Source organism: Acidimicrobiales bacterium (assembly GCA_022452035.1).
Classification (GTDB): domain Bacteria; phylum Actinomycetota; class Acidimicrobiia; order Acidimicrobiales; family MedAcidi-G1; genus UBA9410.
Genome location: JAKURV010000022.1, coordinates 1 through 19,571, shown reverse-complemented (window position 1 = coordinate 19,571; position 19,571 = coordinate 1). Strand labels below are relative to the sequence as shown.

The following is a 19,571-nucleotide window of genomic DNA, read 5'->3' as shown; positions in this document are numbered from 1 at the left end:
CAAGACAGGATCCGCCTGGTCTCCACCTCGCGTGTCCCACACCCGCTAGTTCACCATGATCCGCGAAGCGGCACCGGTTGTCGTCCCTGCAAGTACCTCTGAGGGGGTCATCCCCGGCAGATTACCGACGGGCCCCGTTCTGACGGCCGGACCGGCCCGGTCAGCAGGCGGTGAGGACAGCCCGCTCCACGGCGGCGACCGCCAGAACCCGTAGGACGTCGAGGTCGCCTTCGTCGACCGCCTTGTCGCCGGTGGCCGCGGCAACCAGAGCGTCGCCGTCCATCCGGGTATGGGACGGGAACACGGCCCGGGCCAGACCATCATGGGCCGACTGGGCAAGGAGCAGGCAGCCGTGAGTGGACACCCGGGCGTTGGTGACCACGGCACCGATGGTCGTGTTGGACCGTCCGACGAGGGGCCCCGCTTCCGGCTCGGGCCACCCGGCGAAGACACCGTCGGCCACGGCAGCCGATTGGGCCGGATCGCCTACGTCCCCAGCGGCGTTGACGGCCAGTAGGGCGGCCACCACCAGGTCGCCCCGCCGAGCGACGGCCAGACCGATCCCTCCCGGTCGGGCGTGGTCCCGGCCCCGCCAGGTCCCGACGGTGGCGCCGGCCCCCGCCCCCACGGGCCCGATTGCCGGATCGTCGGACGCCTCCTCGGCGGCCCGACGTCCCTCGGCCGGCCCAGGTCGGACCGTCGGATCGCCCTCCAGCAGGTCGAAAAGCGACAGGCCGACGACGATGGGGACCGGCCCGGCGCCCGTCGGATAGCCCACCCCCCTCTCCTCCAGGAGGCCGACCACCCCGTCGGCGGCGGCCAGGCCGAACGCCGAGCCACCGGACAGCACCAGGGCGTCTAGACGGTCCACGGTCCGTTCCGGTGCCAGCAGGTCGAATTCCCTAGTCGCCGGCGCGCCGCCCCGTACCTCACCGGAGGCCACCGTCCCGACCGGAAACAGCAGCACCGTGCAACCGGTCCGAGACGAGGCATCGGTCCAGTGGCCGACCCGCACGCCGTCGATTGGGAACCTCACGGTGGACGACGCTAGTGCGCTGCTCCCGGTGGCCCGAGGGCCGCCACCCGGTTGTTGTAGTCGGCCATCACCGTACGTACGTCGAAACGCCGAAGATCCTCGTCGTACATGGCACCACCTGTCGTGGGCCCACGAATCTGATCCCGCCTCAGGTAAGAAGTCCAGCCATTACCGAGGCGGTGTCGACACCCATCTCTCTGGCCGGTGCATCGGCGTTCCGGGCCCTGGGTTGGGCCACCTCCACGCCGTTAGAGACGTCGACCATCCGGCCGTCGCCCGTCAGCCATCTGGCCGTACCGGCCAGCGAGACGTCCAGCAGGTGACCCCGACCGCTCTTCAGGGCGGCGAGTGTCAGGACCGCGGCCAATAACCCCGTGGCAGGATCGGCTACCGCGTCGGCCACGAAGCCCAGCGGCTCTTCCAGAAACAGGCCCCCCGAGATCGCAGCGTCATCTCCGAACGCCACACCGGACGACCGAGGTCCGGTGCGCCCGTAGCCGGTGATCGATGTCCAGACAGTGCCCGACTCGACCAGAACGTCAACGTCGACCCCCCACTGGCGCATCACCCGCGGACGGCTGGCCTCCACCACTACGTCCGCTGACGAGACGAGGCGGTGTAAAGCGTCACGGCCGGCCCCGGTTCTCATGTCGACGACAACCGATTCCTTGCCGACGTTCAGTAGGTCGAAGAAGGCCGCAAGGCCACGCCTGGCACCGTCGGGCCGGGCATGGCTCTCGACCTTCACCACCCGGCAACCCGCCCGACGGAGCAGGTCACCACAGAGTGGCGCAGCCCACAACGACCCCAACTCCACCACCAGGATCTGGTCATACCGTCGGGTCGAGGAGCCACCGGCGGTGACGGCCGCAGGACGCCCAGGGCCGGTTCCGGGTGCCCCCAGTGGCATGCCCAGCAGGTCGGCGCGCTCGACCAGTTCCGCCGACAGACAACGCCGGACTATCTGTTCGACAGTGGGCCAGCAGGGGGGGTCCACGTCCTCGCCAAGCAGCGCCGGAAGTGCCGCCAGATCGTCCGGTCGGGCCAGGTTCACACAGACCGGTCCGTCCCTAGCGGCCATCAGGCGTGCATGTCCGCCCACCGAGGTCGCTCCTCGTCGGCCCATGCCCGCCAGCGCAGCCCGCTCCCCGAGCAGCGCAGGGCCGTCGGTCGGGTCGCCACCCAGCGCCTCGTACCGGTCGACAAGGCGCCACATGCCGTCAACGAGGGCAGCCGGGGCGGGGCGGGATAGACCGTCGGCCGGACCGGTGAGGGCCATTGCCCCCGAGGCGGCCCAACCTGACGACGCGTCGCCGCCGACCGAGTGGTCGGCAGTCAGCTCGTCCACCAGACAAGCGGGATCGGAACTACCAGCCATGGCCGCCGGATGGTAGCAACCGGGTTTCCGTCAACTCGTCGGAGGAGGCCAGGCCCCGGTTTCGTGACCCAAGTCCGAGTAGCACCGGGGTCGACCCATAGGGGATCATGGGCGGACCGGACCGCCCCATCAGGAGACCCGCCAGATGTCAGATCTGAAGCCCGGAAGCCGGTTCGCCAGCAGTGTCTGCAGCACCCAAGTGATCGTGGTGAAGGGCGCCGGCGAGGTCGACCTCCGGTGTGGCGGTGTACCCATGGTTCCGGCGGAAACCGGGGCCGGTGACGGCGTGTCTACGGACGGGGCATCGGACGGCACCCTGTTGGGCAAGCGCTATGTGGACCCAGACGAGACGGTCGAGGTGTTGTGCACCCGACCGGGGGACGGCTCCCTCAGCATCGGAGACATGCTCCTGGAGCTCAAGGACGCCAAGCCGCTTCCCTCCTCCGACTGATCCCCGGCCAGCAGCTCCACAACGACAGCGGGTATCAACGTGAACCTGATGATGCTGCTGGAGATGGCAGCAGAGGGATTTGGCGACCGGGTTGCGATCGGCTCGGCTGACGGTGGTCTCACCTACCGGGGCCTCTTCAACAAGGCCGGGGCGGCCTCCGAGCGGTTCCGGAGCGGCGACAACACGCACGTGGCCATGGCGGATCTGTCGTCGGTTGCTCTGCCCATCTCGCTGTTCGGGGCAGCCTGGGCCGGCCTGCCCTTTGTCCCTCTCAACTACCGGCTGACCGACGAGGAGTTGTTGGCACTGACTACGAGGGTCTCACCGGCGGTAGTCGTCGTAGACCCCGACGACCCCGACCGCCTGGCCGGCTACGCCGGGATTGACGTCATCGAACGCCACCGACTGCTGGACCTCGTGTGCGGCGTCGAGCCGCAGGACCCGGACTGGACCATGACCGGCGAGGACACCGCCATCGTGTTGTTCACCAGCGGCACCACCGGTCAGCCCAAAGCCGCAGTGCTGCGCCACCGACACCTCGTGTCGTACGTCTTGGGATCGGTGGAGTTCATGCAGGCGTCCGAAGACGATGCTGCGCTGGTGAGCGTGCCGCCGTACCACGTGGCCGGCATCGCAGCCATCCTCTCCAACGTCTACGCAGGACGGCGGGTCGTGCAACTTCCCACCTTCGACGCCGCCGATTGGGTCGCCCTCGTCCGGGCCGAGTCGGTGACCAGCGCCATGGTGGTCCCGACCATGTTGACGCGTATCGTCGGATTCCTAGATTCCGAGGGTTCCGACGGTCCCGGGCTACCTACCCTGCGGTCGCTTTCGTACGGCGGCGGCAGAATGCCGCTTCCGACCATCTGTCGAGCCCTGGAGCTGCTCCCAACCACCGCCTTCGTGAACGCCTACGGGCTAACCGAGACCAGTTCAACGGTGGCCCTCCTGGGGCCTGACGACCATCGGGAGGCCATGGCCAGCGCAGAACCCACGATCCGGGCACGCCTCGGGTCAGCGGGACGACCGCTCCCCGCCATCGAGATCACGATCCGCGACGACCTCGGAGACGAAGTACCGATCGGTGTAGCCGGTGAGATCTGGGTCCGAGGAGAACAGGTCTCCGGCGAGTACCGCGACTCGCCTCCTCGCCTGACCGACGACGGCTGGTTCCTAACCCACGATGGTGGGTGGATGGACGCTGACGGCTTCCTCCACGTGACGGGTCGCATCGACGACGTGATCGTGAAAGGCGGGCAGAACATCTCTCCAAGTGAAATTGAGGAGTCCCTTCTGCACCACGAAGCGGTAGCCGACGCCGCCGCTATCGGCCTACCCGACCGGCAGTGGGGTGAACGGATCGTCGCCGCAGTGGTCCTGCACCCCGGGTGTGCGGCAACTGCCGACGAACTCCGCTCGACCGTCCGCGACCGGCTGCGTTCCAACCGCACCCCGGACCACGTCGAGTTTGTGGCCGCCCTCCCCTACAACGACACCGGAAAGCTTCTACGGCGGGCCCTGCGGGCCGATTTGGCCCACCTCGGCGACGGTTCCACTGCCTGACGGCGACAACGCCACGGGCAGACTGGACGGGTGGCCAGCAGGGTTCCTCACCAGGTGTTGTCCGTGGACGAGGCGTCCGCACGCCTCGCCACGCCGGTCGTCGACCTTGACATCGGCACGCTGCGTGACTTGTGGCTACTGGTCGTCGCCGACGCCCACCTCCTGCCACCGGAGGCCGCCGCCTCGTTGAACAGCCTGCCTGTCATCTCTGTCGGGTTGGCTGCCCCAGGGACCGCCCCCGCCTTTGACGTACTGGTCGACGACCCTGTCGATGCCGCTGCGATCGCCGACGTGGTGGCCGCCACGCCACAGGCCGCTCTGGCCTGCTGCCAGGTACTGCGACACGGCGAGGGTCTGGACACGTCGGCCGGACTGCTGCTGGAGTCGACGACCTACGGGACTCTGCAGGCCGGTGACGAGTTCGCCCGCTGGTTGGAGGCACGGGGGCGAAGAGTCAGGCCCGACGAGCCGGAACCCCCGGTTCTCGTGGACGCCCAAGGCGACACCGTGACACTGACGTTGAACCGCCCAAGACTCCGAAACGCCTATTCCGCGGCCATGCGCGATGCCCTCGTCGAAGCCCTCCGGCCGCTCACCGCTCCCGGAGACTGTCGTCCAGTTCTGTTGACGGGCATGGGGCCGACTTTCTCCTGCGGCGGCGACCTGGCTGAGTTCGGCTCGGTCGACAATCCAGCATCGGCGCACCTGATCCGGTCGTCGGCCAACGCGGGACTCTGGCTAGACCGGCTGGCCGATCGGCTCACCGTGCGGGTCCACGGCCCTGCGGTCGGTGCCGGGACCGAGTTGGCGGCATTCGCCGGACGCCTGGAGGCCACCGGGTCGGCGACGTTCTCCCTCCCCGAGGTCTCCATGGGGCTCATCCCCGGCGCAGGCGGAACGGTCAGCGTGCCACGGCGGATCGGTCGCCAACGGACAGCCCAAATGTGTTTGACCGGAACGACGATCGACGCCCAGACGGCACTGGCCTGGGGTCTGGTCGACGAGGTGGTCGGCTGAACACCCGGACCTCTAGAACGAGAACACAGGCAAGCAGGGAGGGAACGGCTCGTCGGTCATGGGTTGTCCAGGGCTAAATCCGGCACCTACCGGCCGCGACTTTCATCCTGGTGGCGAACCAAGGGGGTCGTTTTCGCCATGTCTCCGACCCGCGGTGAAGACCACGGGCATGGAGACCACGCCGGTCATGAGGAGGTTCCCCGGATAGGGCCGGAACAAGTCCTCATCGATGACGTAGTCGGGGATTCGGTGGAGCACGTCACGGAACATGACCTCTGCCTCCATTCGGGCAACCGGGGCCCCGATGCATCGGTGGCCACCGAGGCCGAAGGCCAGATGCCGGTTGGCGGTTCGATCGAGAACGATCTCGTCAGCCTGCTCGAAAGCTTGGGGATCGTGGTTGGCCGATACCCAGCTGATCATCACGACGTCGCCCCGGGCGATCTGCCTCCCTCCCAGTTCCACGTCTCGGGTCGCCGTGCGGGTGAGGGTCTCACTCGGACTGTAGAACCGGAGAAACTCCTCAACGGCTGACGGCACCAGCGTCGGGTCCGCTAGGAGACGGCTCCGGGCATCGGGCACCGTACCCAGATGGTGTAGCCCCCATGACACGAGCGAAGTGGTGGTGTCTAGGCCACCGGCCACCAGATTCCACATGATCCCGCCGACTTCTGAATCGGTGAGAGGTCGTCCAGCGATCTCACAGGTCACCAGGGTGGTGGTGATGTCGTCCGATGGGTTCCGCCGCCGGAAGCGAGCGAATCCCACGAGTTCATCCCACATGTCCTGCCAGCGGCCGGCGGCGTCGATGTGTTTCGGGTCTGTGCGTTCATAGGAGGCCGAGGCGTGAAAGAACTCGGCGTAGTGATCCCAGTTCTCAGCAGGCATGCCCATCGATTCAAGGGTTAGGACCGCTGGTACTGGCGTGGCGTAGTCGATGACGAGATCGGCCCGGCCTGCTTCGATCACCTCGTCGAGAAACCACGTCGAGATCTGCTCCATGCGGGGGCGTAATTGCTCGACCCGCTGGGGACTCATGTGCGGGTTCAGAACTCGCCGAAGGTCGGCATGGTCGGGTCCGTCGATCTCCGATACACCCATCCGCGGGGTTCCCTTTGGTCGAGGGATTCCGCAAATGCCCTGGTACGAGATCCCGTCGTCGGCTTTGGGGTCGAATCGGTGGGCGAAGGTTTCGTTGTCGCGAGCCACTGTGGCGACTGACTCGTAGTCGGTAACCAGCCAGAAGCCCCCGTAGGCAGTGTTGTAGACAACGGGACACTGGGCCCTCAGTTCCTCGTACCGTCCATGACGATTGGCGACGAAGTCTGGGTGTTGGTGGTCGATATCGACTATTCCGTTGACCGATTCCACAGACGTATTGTCCCGCATTGCCCCGACAGTTGGCGACTCCGTGTCCCACAGGCACGGGACCAACGGTCAACTGGTTCCACAGGGATGCCACCCGACTAGATTTCGCCGGAGCGATATTGCGTGGCCGATCCAAGGAGGGAAGCCATGGATATGAACGACATGATCCTGGTCAGCGTGGATGACCATCTCTGTGAGCCACCGCACATGTTCGATGAGCACCTCGCCGACCGGTGGCAGGACGAGGCACCCAAGCTCCTCCACACTGACAATGGCAGCGACGTCTGGACGTTCAACGGGGCGATCATCCCCAACGTCGGACTCAATGCCGTTGCCGGCCGCCCAAAAGAGGAATACGGCATCGAGCCGACCTCGTTCGAGGAAATCCGGTCGGGCTGCTACGACATCGATGAGCGGATCAAGGACATGGACGCTGGTGGAGTGCTTGGGTCCATGTGCTTTCCGTCGTTTCCGGGCTTTGCCGGTCGGCTATTTGCCGACCACCCCGATAAGGAATTCGCCGCTGCCCTCATCCGGGCCTACAACGACTGGCACATCCACGAATGGTGTGGCTCCTATCCCGGGCGGTTCATCCCCATGGCTCTGCCGATGATCTGGTCGGCCGAGGAGTGCGCGGCCGAGGTCCGACGGGTGGCCCAACTGGGCTGCCACTCGATGACTTTCACCGAAAACCCCGTGCCACTTGGTCAGCCCAGTTTTCACGACGAATACTGGAATCCGTTCTGGGAGGCTCTTGTTGAATGCGAAACCGTGCTGTCGATCCACCTCGGATCGTCGGGCCAATTGGTGATAACTGCCCCTGACGCCCCAATGGACGTCATGATCCAGATGCAACCCATGAACGTCTCTACGGCGGCCTCCGACCTGCTGTGGTCAACAGTTCCCCGCCGGTATCCCGACCTCCGGATCGCCCTCTCGGAGGGAGGCACGGGCTGGGTGCCCTATTTCATGGACCGCGCCGACAAGACCTACGACATGCACCACTTGTGGACCGGCCAGGACTTTGGCGACCTGAAGCCGAGCGACGTTTTCCGTCGTAACTTCCTCACCTGCTTCATCACCGACCCTGTCGGGGTGATCCTCCGCCACGAAATCGGAATCGACAACATCTGTTGGGAGATGGACTACCCGCACTCTGACTCGAACTGGCCGACGGCCCCTGAAGAACTCTCAGAGGTCTTCGTCGGCGTTTCGGACGACGACATCAACCGCATCACGCACCTCAATGCCATGGACTGGTTCTCCTACGACCCATTCGCCGTGTTCGACCGCGCCGATTGCACAGTGGGGGCGCTAAGGGCCCAGGCAGGAGACCATGACGTGTCGATCCGCTCTCGTGACACCAGCCGCCATGGCGAGACCAAGGATGTATCACTGAAGGACTTTGTCGAACGGGCCGGCCAGTCTGAGGAGTGATGACTACCCCGATCGGAAGGTGACCACCGTGGAGCACAGGACCGTCGATTTTCCCGTCTTCGACGCCGACAACCACATGTATGAGACCCAGGAGGCCTTCACCCGATACCTCCCGTCGGAGCACCGCAGCGCCATCACCTACGTGCAGGTCAACGGCAGGACCAAAATTGCCATCAACGGAAAGCTCTCCGAATACATCCCGAATCCGACTTTCGAAGTTGTCGCCCCGCCGGGCGCCCAGGAGGACTTCTATCGGAGAGGCAATCCGGACGGCAAGAGCCTCCGCGAGATCTTCGGTACGCCAATCCCTTGCCCAGAATGGGCCCGTACCGCTGAAGCCCGCCTGCCTCACCTGGACGAGTTGGGTCTCGATGGGGCGCTTATGTTCCCTACCCTGGCCAGCCTCATCGAAGAGCGAATGCGGGACGACCCTGACCTGACGCACGCGGTAATCCATTCTCTCAACGAATGGATCCACGATGAGTGGACCTTCGACTACCAGAACCGGATCTTCGCCACACCGATCATCACCCTGCCCATCGTTGACAAGGCGATTGCCGAACTGGAGTGGTGTCTCGACCGCGGGGTGCGCTGCATCCTGATACGACCCGCTCCGGCCTGGGGGCTCCGAGGATCTCGGTCCCCGGGCCTTCCCGAATTTGACCCGTTCTGGGCCCGAGTCGAGGAGGCAGGTGTTCTAGTTGGCATGCACTCCTCGGACTCCGGTTACGCCGACCTGGTGTCGATCTGGGAAGGACCCACCGAGTTCTTGCCCTTCCAACCCAATCCTTTCCGGTCGCTCGTCATGGCGAACCGGGCCATCACCGACATGATGAACGCCATGGTCTGTCATGGTGCCTTTAGCCGATTCCCGAATCTGCGAATCGCCACGATCGAAAACGGCGGGACCTGGGTGAAGCCCCTAGTTGATGGGCTGGAGTCGATCTACAAGAAGATGCCTCAAGAGTTCGACGAACATCCCGTCGAGGCCTTCCGCCGCAACGTTTACGTCAACCCGTTTTGGGAGGACGCTCTTGAGGGTCTGGTGGACATCATGGGGCCCGAACGTCTGCTCTTCGGGTCCGACTACCCGCACCCGGAGGGGCTGGGCAACCCGGTGAGTTTCGTCGATGACCTCCCCGAGTCACTGTCTTCCGAGGACACGGCTCGCATCATGGGTGGAAACCTCCGTGAACTCCTCCACCTGGAATCCTGACATTCTTCTTGTAATCGGCCGGGATCTGTCCGAATTCTCGACCTATTCGGGTGCCCCCGATTGTCCATCGACCGGTATTGGGGGTAAGCCGTAGACGTGCAAGTGCGCCTCGATCAAGAACGATGCCAGGGTCACGGGCGTTGCTACGTCCTCGCCCCCGTCGTATTTGAACCTGACGACGACGGGCGTGGGCTGGTCGTCGCCGTGACGGTGCCTTCGGGGCTGGCAGAGTCGGCCCGCCTCGGGGCCGATAACTGTCCTGAGGATGCGATTTCCCTGACCGGTGACTGATCGGAGGACGAGATGACGGGAGCCCCGGACGACAGAGAGAGCGAGGCCAACATCGGGCCCAACGGGGACACCGCAGATGGCCTCCCGATGAATGATCCCGAATTCAATCGGCACCCACAATCGGGGTACCGGATGCTGCGGGACAGCGGACCGGTGGTGACACTGCCCGGGATAGTTCCCTCACGGGCCAACGCCGACGCTCACCTAGTGGGCCGGCATGCCGACGTGGTGACCGTCCTACGAAGCCCCGACATTTTCTCGTCGAGGTTCGACGCTGTACACATCGGTCAGGTCCGCCCGCTCATTCCTCTCCAGATCGATCCCCCGGACCACGCCAAGTACCGGAAGTTGCTTGATCCGCTGTTCGCACCACGCCGGATTGCCCTCCTAGAAGATCGGACCCGAACACTGGTCTCTGACCTCGTGGATTCCGTGGCCGACGCAGGCGGGTGCAACTTCCACACGGCAGTCTCTGAGCCGCTTCCCTCCACCGTGTTTTTGGAATTGCTGGGTCTTCCGGTTTCCCGGGCCGCCGAGTTCATCGCCCTCAAAGATGGAATCATCCGACCACCGGCCAGGACCCCCGAAGAGCGCTCGACCATGGTCGATGCCGCTGGTGCTCGGATCTACGCGGTCCTCCAGGAAGTGATCGACGAGCGGCTGGAAGCGCCCCAGGACGGCTTCATCTCCGGTTTCCTTGATGCTGAAGTCGATGGAGAGCGCCTTACCCGCGAAGAGGTTGTCGATATCTGCTACCTGTTCTTCCTGGCCGGTCTTGACACAGTGACCGCCTCTCTGGACTGCATGATGGCCCGCCTAGCTCTGCATCCCGCCGAACGGCGTCGCCTGGCCGACGATCCGTCAGTCATCCCGCGAGCGGTTGAGGAAATGCTGCGTTGGGAAACCCCGGTGACCTCGGTGGTACGGGTAACCACCCAGGACACCGAACTGTCAGGTTGTCCGATCCCAGCCGACGAAGTGGTATCGGTGATGCTGGGATCAGCCAACACCGACGAGCGGGCCTGGGACGAGGCGGAGTCGGTGGACATCGACCGTCGGGTGAACAAGCACCTGGCCTTCGGCGGTGGGATACACCGGTGCCTAGGTTCCCACCTGGCCCGCATGGAACTGCGTGTAGTTCTCGAAGAGTGGCATGCCCGAATCCCCGAATACCGAGTCCCCGAAGGCGTAGAACTGGATTTCTCGCCGAGCCTGCGCCAGATCGCCGACCTCCCGTTGGTCTGGTAGGCGGGCCGCGGCGAACGCGAGAGAGGAGATCTGTCGTGGGCGAAAGCCGAATGCTGATCGACGGGAGGTTGGTCGACGCCGAGGGCGGTGCCACCTTCGACAATGTCAACCCGGCCACCGAGGAGATACTTGGCCCGGTGGCTGACGGTTCGGCGGCCGACATGGCCCGGGCTGTTAACGCGGCCCGCCGGGCCTTCGATACGACTGGGTGGGCCTCCGACACCGAGGCTCGCAAGGTCTGCCTGGACCAACTCCAGACGGCCATCGAGTCCGAACAGGAGGACTTGCGACAGGAGTTGGTCGCAGAGACGGGCACGCCAGCCCTAATCACCTACGGACCCCAGTTGGACGCTCCACTACGTGAAGCACTGCGGTGGCCCAGGGACATGATCGACGAGTTTGAATGGTCGCGATCACTAGGCCCCAAAGACGCCATGGGTGTGGGCTACCAGACCGAGCGGGAAGTCTGGAAGGAACCGGTCGGTGTGGTCGGGGTGATCGTGCCGTGGAATTTCCCAATAGAGATCATCCTCAACAAACTGGGACCCCTGCTGGCCATGGGCAACACCTGTGTCCTCAAGCCCGCCCCAGACACCCCGTGGAACGCAACGCGGCTCGGTCGCCTGATCGCCGAAGAAACCGACATCCCTCCCGGAGTGGTCAACATCGTCACTTCGGCCGACCACCTGGTCGGTGAGGTGCTCTCCACATCGGCCGAGGTCGACATGGTGGCCTTCACGGGTTCCACGGCAACCGGCAGACGGATCCTGGAAGCCTCGGCTCCCACCCTCAAACGAGTGTTCCTGGAACTGGGTGGCAAGTCGGTCAATCTGGTGCTCGACGACGCCGATCTGGAAGCCACACTGGCCGGATCAGCTGTGTGCTGCATGCACGGCGGCCAAGGATGTGCCATTCCGACCCGCCTGCTGGTCCCCCGGAGCCACTACGACGAGGCGGTCGAGATGGCCCGTGCAGCCTTCGAGAACTGGGCTTACGGCGACCCGACCGACCTCTCGGTGCTCCAGGGTCCCCAGATCTCTCGCCGCCAGCAGGAGCGTGTGCTCGACTACATACAGCAAGGAAAAGCCGAGGGGGCGACCGTGGTGTCCGGGGGGGGACGTCCCGACCACTTCGAGCGAGGGTGGTACGTGGAGCCGACCCTGTTCGCCGACGTGGACAACGCCATGGCAATCGCCCAGGAGGAGATCTTCGGCCCCGTACTGGTGGTAATCGGGTTCGACGACGATGATGACGCGGTGCGCATCGCCAACGAGTCGCTCTACGGCCTCAGCGGCATGATTACCTCAGCCGACCTGGATCGGGCCAAGGCGGTGGCCCGTCGGATCCGCACCGGCACCCTGGGCATTAATGGCGGAATCTGGTACGGAGCCGACGCACCGTTCGGCGGCTACAAAGGTTCCGGCCTCGGCCGGCAGTGCGGCATAGAAGGACTTGAGATCTTCACGGAAACCAAGACCGTGGGTTGGCCAGCGGAAAGCTGACCGGCGGCTCCCACGGGGAACTACCAAGCAGAACGAGAAGAATTGGAGACACCATGTCCGGTCCGCTGGAAGGTATTCGAGTCGTCGAGATGGCTAGCTGGATGTTTGTCCCGTCGGCCGCCTCGGTACTGGTCGACTGGGGGGCCGACGTCCTTAAGGTCGAAAGCCCAGATGGAGGCGACCCCCAGCGCGGGTTGATCTCGTCCGGTCTGCTGCCCGGAGGCGCTGGGGGTGTCAATTTCATGGTCGAGCAACCCAACCGGGGCAAGCGGTCCCTGGCCATCAACGTGGCCAATCCCGACGGCCACGAGGCATTCATGAAGGTCATCGAAACGGCCGACGTGTTCCTGACCAACTATCTGCCCTCGGTCCGGCATCGGCTAGGAATCGACGTAGACGACCTCCGGGACCGGAACCCCGCTCTCATCATTGCCCGCGGTTCCGGCCAGGGACCGAAGGGCCCTGACGCCGAGAAGGGCGGCTACGACGGGGCGTCGTTCTGGGCCCGTGGCGGGTTGAGTGCAGTCTTCCCCGAGGGACCAGACGGCTGGCCCCAGGGTCAACCGTCGCCCGCCTTCGGAGACGTGATGGGAGGCCTGGCCATAGCCGGAGCCATCTCGGCAGCACTGGTGAAACGGGAACGGACCGGCGAGCCCAGCGTGGTCGACGTTTCCTTGCTCGCCACCGCGATCTGGCAACTCTCGCCGATGGTAGTGGCAGCCAAATTGTTTGGGTTCGGTCGACTACCAGCCGGGGATCGCACCCAGATCCCGAACCCCGGCGTCAACACTTATAGGACCTCTGACGACCGGTTCATAAGCCTGATCCTCCTTCAGTCAGACAAGCACTGGGACGACCTCTGCGAACGGCTAGACCGGCCGGATCTAGCCACCGACCCAAAGTTTGCCGATTCAGCGGTTCGGGCTGAGAACACCAGCGAGTGCATCGCCCAACTCGACGAGGCATTCGGCTCCCAAACTCTGGAGTACTGGAGGGAGCGGCTCGAGGACTTCTCCGGCGTCTGGACTCCCTTCCAGACCCTCACCGAACTCTACGAAGACGTCCAGACAGTGGCCAACGGTTACCTCCCGACCATGAAAGCCGCCAACGGCGACCAGGTGCAGTTGGTGGCCAGCCCGGCACAGTTCGACGAGACCCCGGTAGGCGTTGAACGAGCCCCCGAACTGGGCGAGCACACCGAGGTTCTACTCAACGAACTGGGAGTCAGTTGGGATGAACTTGCGGCCATGAAGGAGAGCGGCGCCATCCTCTAGTTGCCGGACCCTAGGCCGGCCATCGGTCCTACTCCTGTGGCATGAGCACCGTCGGGTCGATGCCACCGGTAAACAGTCCCCCGGTGAAGCCACCATCGGCAAAGACCGACGTGGCGACCACATAGCTGGAACGCGGACTGTTCAACATGACCAGGCACCAGGCCTGTTCCTCGGCCGTCGAATTGCGGCCAATGGGTTTGGGGAAATTGTCGAAGAACTCCTGACCTTGCGACTCGACGAACGACGGCATCATCGGCGTGTCGGTGGGCCCGGGGTTCAGGCTGTTGAGTCGTATGCCCTCCGGGGCGAGTTGGAAGCCGCGCCAGGCCACGTAGGCGTTTATGGCCTCCTTCGAGCACGCGTAACCGTTGGCTGTCCACGGTTCGGGGTTGGCGTCCAGCCAGGCCTCTCCTGAGGGAAAGTCGGGTTCGGCCACGAAGGCCAACATGGATGCCGCGTTGGCGATCCACCCCATCCCGGCCACCGATGAGATGAAGGCGATGGACCCCCCCGGGACCATCAACGGGATGACCGCCTCGGTGAGATGCCGATGTCCGCAGAAGTTGACCAGCATCACCTGGCGGTCGGGTGCCGTGGTGGGAAGTCCGGCGCAGTTGAACAGACTGTCAATGGGCCCGCCAACCGCCTCCACCACAGAGTCGATGGCCTCCGGGTCCCCGAGGTCGCACCGATGGAGGTTGTCCAACGATCCGTCGCCATCCTGGATGTCGAGGCCGTAGACATCAGCACCCAACTCGGCGAGGATCGACGCGGTGGCCGCTCCCATGCCCGATGCCGCACCGGTGACCAGGACCTTCGTACCTTCGTAACCGAGGACATCGTCCATGTCGATTCTCCTTGTCTGGTCAAGGTGCGCTCAGTGCGCACCGGGCGATCATGCGTCGATGACTCGAACTGCTTCCAAAATGCAGTTCCCCGACCTTGGCCCGGCGGAGGAACAACTGGAGTTCGTGCTCCCACGTATAGCCGATCCCACCGAAAAGTTGAAGGCCATCTTGAACACAGCGCTGTTGACACTCGCCCGCTCCGGCCTTGGCCATCGAGGTGGCGATGGTCCGTCGCTCATCGTCCGAGTCAAACACCAAAGCGGCGAAGTAGACCAGCGCCCGGGCCCGTTCAATCAGGCAATACATGTCAACCAACTTGTGCTTGACCGCTTGGAACGAACCAATAGGTACACCGAACTGTTGTCGCTCTCTGGCGTGGTCGAGGTTCAAATCGAGAATCCGCTGGCATGCCCCCAGCATCGAGGCAGCCACCCCGACAGTGGCCTCCTGCACGGCTCGGACCACCACATCGTCGGAATCAGAACCCATGAGCAGTCGGTCGGAACTCACCCGGACGCCCTCCAAATCGATGGTGGCGTGTCGGGTGGTGGCATCGATGGGGTCCAACTCCCGGGCCACTATTGCCTCACCAGGGACGACGACGACCCGCAATCCACCGTCCATGCGGATGACCACGGCGATCTCTTCTGCGGAGGCTCCATCCACCACAAAGCACTTGATCCCCGACAGGACGAGCGAATCACCATCCCGGGTGGCCGAGGCGCTGATCTGGTCAAGGTCCCAGGTACCCGCCCCCTCGTCTACGGCCAAGGTTCCGGTGGCTCCGGCAGCAGCCACCGGGGCGAGGAACTGCTCCTGCTGATCCGGGGTTCCAGCATGGCGGACTGCTGGGGCGAACTGGGAAACGGTGGCCGCGAAGGGCCCCGGCGCTACATGCCGACCCATCTCCTCAAGTAGGACCGCTAGTTCGACCCAACCGTGGCCGAGGCCTCCGACCGGTTCCGGAAGACACAACGCCGGCCAATCCAGGCTGGTCAGCGTGGCCCACAGCTCATCGGCTGAGCCGGAACCCTCGGCTATGTCTCGGGCTAGAGAGGCGGGGACCTCACTATCCAGGACGTCTCGAGCTATCCGTTGCAACTCAAGTTGCTCGTCGGTCAGTTCGAAGTCCACAGATTCATCCTCGAGGAAGGCCAAGCACCCGCTCGGCCACGATGTTGCGCTGGATCTCGCTGGTTCCGCCGCTGATTGTTCCAGCGAACGTGAAGAGGTAACGGTCCGACCACGACACCGCCCCCCGGTCGGTCTCGTAAGGGAAGCGGAGGGTCGAGTCGACGGTTTGGTCAAGGGCGGAGGCTCCGAGGCTCTCAAGCATCAGGGCGGCCAGATCCTGCTGGGCCTCCGAACCCATCAACTTGAGGATCGACTGTTCGGCCGGAACCAGACCTCGCTGCTGTTTGGCCAACTGGCGATGTCCTAGGAGCCGGATGGCATGGGAGTCCATGATCGACCGACCCAACCGGTCGAGGACAACGTCATCGTCGGCGTGGGGGGTGCCATGGAGTTCTGCGAGGGCGTCATCGAGCATGTTGTCGAGACTCTGGGACCACATCACCCACAACATCGCCCGCTCATGGGCTAGAGCTCCGTTGCAGATCCTCCACCCGTCGTTGAGGTCGCCAACAAGGTTGCTCGAAGGGACGAGCACGTCGTCGAAGAACACCTCGTTGAAGTCAATGTGATCGGGACCACCCAGGTCGGGGAACGGCCGCCGGTCCAGGCCCGGGGTGTCGGTTTCAACAATCAGGGCGGAGATCCCCTTGTGCTTCGGTGCATCCGGATCGGTCCGGACAAAGACCAGGAGGACGTCGGCATCGTGAGCTCCCGATGTCCAGACCTTTTGGCCATTGACAACGAAGTGGTCGCCGTCGGCTACCGCTCGGGTGGTCAAAGAGGCCAGGTCGCTTCCAGCCCCCGGCTCGCTCATCCCGAGGGCCGCCGTTTTCTCGGCCCGCATGATGGGCACCGCCCAACGTTCGATCTGTTCGTCGTTACCGAACGACACAATCGACGCGCTGACGATGCCGAGCCCCTGAGGGTTGAAACTTCGGGTCACGTGCCGTCGTCCGAGTTCCTCTAGGTACACCATCTGCTCGAACAGATCGGCGTTCCGACCGCCCAACTCCGGAGGGTAGGTGGGTGACAACCAGCCGTCGTCGAACATCTGGCGTTGAAACTCCCGGGCCCACGCGGGGATGTCGGCGCTCGATGTGGGCCGCTCCGCGGTCAGTGAAGGGTCGGGAAGGTTGGCTTCGAGCCAGGCGACGAGCTGATCGCGGAAGGCTTCGGTCTTCTCGTCATAGCCGAATCGCATCCTCGGAGGCCCTCTTCCGCTGTCGTGAACTGTGAACGGTAGGAACACTGAGGTTCGCGGTCAAACAGGCCCTTAGTTGGATGCCGGATGGAGTCGGAATCCAGCGTCGCGCTACCCTCACCGGACCGGGTACCGCTCAGTTGCGTCAAGGGGGAACGAGGCCGGAAATGAGAACACGGTTTGTCTTGTCGGTGGCGTTGATCGCGCTGGTTGCCGCCGGGTGCGGAAACTCCGGTAGTGACGAGACCGCTCCGGCGGCTACCACGGCTGTGCCGACGACCGCGGCTCCAACCACCACAGCTGCCCCAGCCACCACGACAACGACCACTGAGCCTCCGGATCCCCGTTTCACCTTTGAACAGGTCGAAGGGGTACCCGGCGTGGACGACGAGGAGATCGCCTTCGCGGTCATCGGCATTCGGACCCTCAACCCGTTGGGGACGTGCATTCTGGACTGCTACCTGGACGGCATCGAGGCGTACTTCGCTTTCCGGAACGCCGAAGGTGGACTGTTCGGACGTGAGTTGAGCGTCGGTTATGTGCTCGACGACGAGTTGTTCTCCAACCAGGTTCGGGCCCTGGAGGTCATTTCCGCCGACGACGTTTTCGGCGTCTTCAACGCCACCCTGATCGCAAACGGCTGGGGAGACCTGAACGACAGTGGGATCCCCACCTTTGCGTGGAACATCCACGCCACAGAATCAGCCAACCGGACCAACATCTTCGGACACATCGCGGCAATGTGTGCCACTTGCACCCAACGGGCCGTGCCCTACACGGTGAAGATCGCCGGTGCCACCAAGGTGGCATCACTGGGCTACGGGGTCAGTGAGAACTCGAAGGTGTGCACCCGGGCGGTTGCCGACTCGATCGACCTCTACTCGGCCGACATCGGTGCCGAGATGGCCTACTTCAACGACAGCTTGGGCTATGGGCTTCCCAATGGGATCGCTCCAGAGGTAACACAGATGAAGGAGTTGGGCGTCGATTTCATCTCCACCTGTATGGACCTGAACGCCATGAAGACTCTGGCCCAGGAGTTGGCCCGCCAGGGCATGGGTGACGTGGTGCTCTACCACCCCAATACCTACAACCATCCGTTCGTAGCTGAAGCTGGCGACCTCTTCGACGGGGACTTCGTGACCCCACAGTTCATGCCCTTCGAGGCCGATGCCGGCAACACCATGCAGACAGCGTTCATCGACACCATGGCCGAGTTGGGTCGGGATCTCTCAGAATTGGCCATGGTCGGATGGATCAACGCCGACGCGGCATATACCGCCATCCTTTCCGCTGGACCCGTCTTCGATCGGAAGTCAGCTATCGACGCCCTCAACAGCCAAACCGCGTACGACGCGGGAGGGCTGATCGTCCCGATCGACTGGAGCCGACAACACGTCACACCAGTGGAAGGGGACGCGACCAACGACTACGCGCTTGAATGCTTCGCCCCGGTTCGTATGAGCGGGGGCGCCCTCGAAACAGTGGCCGATCCAGCAACGCCCTGGTTCTGCTGGGACAACACGACCCTCGACTGGGCCGAGCCCAGCCAAACAGTCTTCGGCGACTGATCCTGACGGCCGCCGACTGTGCTCCTTGCCGCCAGCACAGGTGAGGATCTGCTCAGAGCGGTCCTCCAAGGGGCCCCACCGGGCAGCGTCTATGCGCTGATCGCCCTTGGGTTCGTCCTCACCTACAAGACATCAGGGGTATTCAACCTGGCCTGCGGTGCCCAGGCCTACGTGTCGGCGGCCATGTACTTCCAGGCCCGAAACGAATGGGAATGGCAGGTCGTCCCGGCGCTGATCCTGGCGGTGTTCATCCTTGCCCCACTCATCGGGCTTGTTCTAGAGCGGCTGATATTTCGGCACTTGAGCAACTCCTCGGCTGTGGCCAAGCTCGTGATTGCCATCGGGTTGAGCGTGGCACTTCCCAGCCTTTTCGAGTTGGTGACCGGATTCTCGGCCGTGGCCGGTCGGACTCCAACCGGCATCATTCCCGGGGGGTCGTCGGTCTTCTACGACCCATTCGGCATCTACCCACTCAGCCGCGACGAACTGGCCCAAATGGCGGTGGCCCTGTTCGGTATGGCCGCTCTAGGTGTCTTGTTCCGCTTCAGTTCACTTGGATTAGCACTGCGAGCCGTAGTGGAAAGCCCACGGATGACCGAGTTGAGCGGCATCAATGCCGACCGGGTGTCGGCCTTCGCGTGGGCACTGTCCAGTCTGTTCGCGGGAATGGCCGGGGTGCTGATCGCCCCCCGTTTCAACACCCTCATGGCCCCGGACTTCTTCCACCTGGTCATCGTGGCCATCGCTGCGGCGGCCGTCGGCCGTCTGGCAAGCCTCCCTAGGGCGCTCCTAGGTGGACTCGGACTGGGCATCTTCATCGCCCTCTTCAACACGTTCCTCCCCCGCTGGACAGCAGACCATGGGTGGCTGCGACCCTTCCAGGAGAACCTGACCCCGTCGATGCCCTTTGTGATCCTGTTCGGCGTGCTGGTGTGCTGGCCAGCAATCCGGAGGGAGCACAGAGTGGGCGACCCTCTGGGCGGGGTCGACCCACCACCCCCGGGACTTGCCGCCTTAACTCGCAACCGGCGTCTGA

At 64.2% G+C, this 19,571-nt stretch carries 17 protein-coding genes; 11 read left to right on the top strand and 6 right to left on the bottom strand.

All coding sequences use genetic code 11. The features are described from left to right. Window positions 1-160 precede the first annotated feature (160 nt). Window positions 161-1,036, bottom strand: coding sequence for a P1 family peptidase (locus MK181_08340; GenBank protein ID MCH2419808.1), 876 nt, complete (start codon window positions 1,034-1,036; stop codon window positions 161-163). A gap of 148 nt (window positions 1,037-1,184) precedes the next feature. Next, a complete protein-coding gene (locus MK181_08335) occupies window positions 1,185-2,414 on the bottom strand; it encodes a CoA transferase (protein ID MCH2419807.1) in 1,230 nt (409 codons plus the stop codon). 145 nt (window positions 2,415-2,559) lie between these two features. On the opposite strand from MK181_08335, the gene MK181_08330 reads away from it, so the two are divergent. The 3 genes from MK181_08330 to MK181_08320 are packed head-to-tail and all read left to right on the top strand — an operon-like array spanning window position 2,560 to window position 5,445. After that, window positions 2,560-2,865, top strand: a complete 306-nt coding sequence (locus MK181_08330; GenBank protein MCH2419806.1) for a hypothetical protein — start codon at window positions 2,560-2,562, stop codon at window positions 2,863-2,865. 48 nt (window positions 2,866-2,913) lie between these two features. Next, the gene (locus tag MK181_08325) at window positions 2,914-4,428 is read left to right on the top strand and encodes an AMP-binding protein (protein MCH2419805.1); all 1,515 of its coding nucleotides are present in this window, start codon (window positions 2,914-2,916) and stop codon (window positions 4,426-4,428) included. 30 nt (window positions 4,429-4,458) lie between these two features. Continuing rightward, window positions 4,459-5,445, top strand: a complete 987-nt coding sequence (locus MK181_08320) for an enoyl-CoA hydratase/isomerase family protein (GenBank protein ID MCH2419804.1) — start codon at window positions 4,459-4,461, stop codon at window positions 5,443-5,445. A 102-nt stretch (window positions 5,446-5,547) separates the two neighbouring features. Here the strand turns inward: MK181_08320 and MK181_08315 are convergent, their stop codons facing one another. Next, window positions 5,548-6,816 (bottom strand): cytochrome P450, encoded by a 1,269-nt coding sequence (locus MK181_08315; protein MCH2419803.1) that lies wholly within the window; start codon window positions 6,814-6,816, stop codon window positions 5,548-5,550. 144 nt (window positions 6,817-6,960) lie between these two features. Between MK181_08315 and MK181_08310 the strand changes: the two genes are divergently transcribed. The 6 genes from MK181_08310 to MK181_08285 all read left to right on the top strand — a co-directional run bounded on the left by MK181_08310 (window position 6,961) and on the right by MK181_08285 (window position 13,781). Further along, on the top strand, window positions 6,961-8,250 hold the full coding sequence (locus MK181_08310) for an amidohydrolase (protein ID MCH2419802.1): 1,290 nt from the start codon (window positions 6,961-6,963) through the stop codon (window positions 8,248-8,250). A gap of 28 nt (window positions 8,251-8,278) precedes the next feature. Further along, window positions 8,279-9,466 (top strand): amidohydrolase, encoded by a 1,188-nt coding sequence (locus tag MK181_08305; GenBank protein MCH2419801.1) that lies wholly within the window; start codon window positions 8,279-8,281, stop codon window positions 9,464-9,466. Between the two features lie 102 nt (window positions 9,467-9,568). Then, complete coding sequence (locus MK181_08300) at window positions 9,569-9,757, top strand: ferredoxin (protein MCH2419800.1); 189 nt, start codon at window positions 9,569-9,571, stop codon at window positions 9,755-9,757. A gap of 12 nt (window positions 9,758-9,769) precedes the next feature. After that, window positions 9,770-11,005: a cytochrome P450 gene (locus MK181_08295; protein ID MCH2419799.1), complete on the top strand. Its 1,236-nt coding sequence runs from the start codon at window positions 9,770-9,772 to the stop codon at window positions 11,003-11,005. Between the two features lie 35 nt (window positions 11,006-11,040). Beyond that, window positions 11,041-12,507: an aldehyde dehydrogenase family protein gene (locus tag MK181_08290; protein MCH2419798.1), complete on the top strand. Its 1,467-nt coding sequence runs from the start codon at window positions 11,041-11,043 to the stop codon at window positions 12,505-12,507. Window positions 12,508-12,560: 53 nt separating this feature from the next. Next, window positions 12,561-13,781 (top strand): CoA transferase, encoded by a 1,221-nt coding sequence (locus tag MK181_08285; GenBank protein ID MCH2419797.1) that lies wholly within the window; start codon window positions 12,561-12,563, stop codon window positions 13,779-13,781. Between the two features lie 28 nt (window positions 13,782-13,809). Here MK181_08285 and MK181_08280 read toward each other — a convergent pair whose 3' ends face one another. Genes MK181_08280 through MK181_08270 form a run of 3 tightly spaced genes read right to left on the bottom strand, consistent with a single transcriptional unit; the run spans window position 13,810 to window position 16,964 of the window. Beyond that, window positions 13,810-14,628, bottom strand: coding sequence for a coniferyl-alcohol dehydrogenase (locus MK181_08280; protein ID MCH2419796.1), 819 nt, complete (start codon window positions 14,626-14,628; stop codon window positions 13,810-13,812). Window positions 14,629-14,647: 19 nt separating this feature from the next. Continuing rightward, complete coding sequence (locus MK181_08275; GenBank protein ID MCH2419795.1) at window positions 14,648-15,763, bottom strand: acyl-CoA/acyl-ACP dehydrogenase; 1,116 nt, start codon at window positions 15,761-15,763, stop codon at window positions 14,648-14,650. A gap of 4 nt (window positions 15,764-15,767) precedes the next feature. After that, the gene (locus MK181_08270; protein ID MCH2419794.1) at window positions 15,768-16,964 is read right to left on the bottom strand and encodes an acyl-CoA dehydrogenase family protein; all 1,197 of its coding nucleotides are present in this window, start codon (window positions 16,962-16,964) and stop codon (window positions 15,768-15,770) included. Window positions 16,965-17,131: 167 nt separating this feature from the next. On the opposite strand from MK181_08270, the gene MK181_08265 reads away from it, so the two are divergent. Both MK181_08265 and MK181_08260 read left to right on the top strand, forming a co-directional pair. Continuing rightward, complete coding sequence (locus tag MK181_08265; protein ID MCH2419793.1) at window positions 17,132-18,535, top strand: ABC transporter substrate-binding protein; 1,404 nt, start codon at window positions 17,132-17,134, stop codon at window positions 18,533-18,535. Window positions 18,536-18,553: 18 nt separating this feature from the next. After that, window positions 18,554-19,571: branched-chain amino acid ABC transporter permease (locus MK181_08260; protein MCH2419792.1), on the top strand; the 1,018-nt coding region annotated here is incomplete at its 3' end.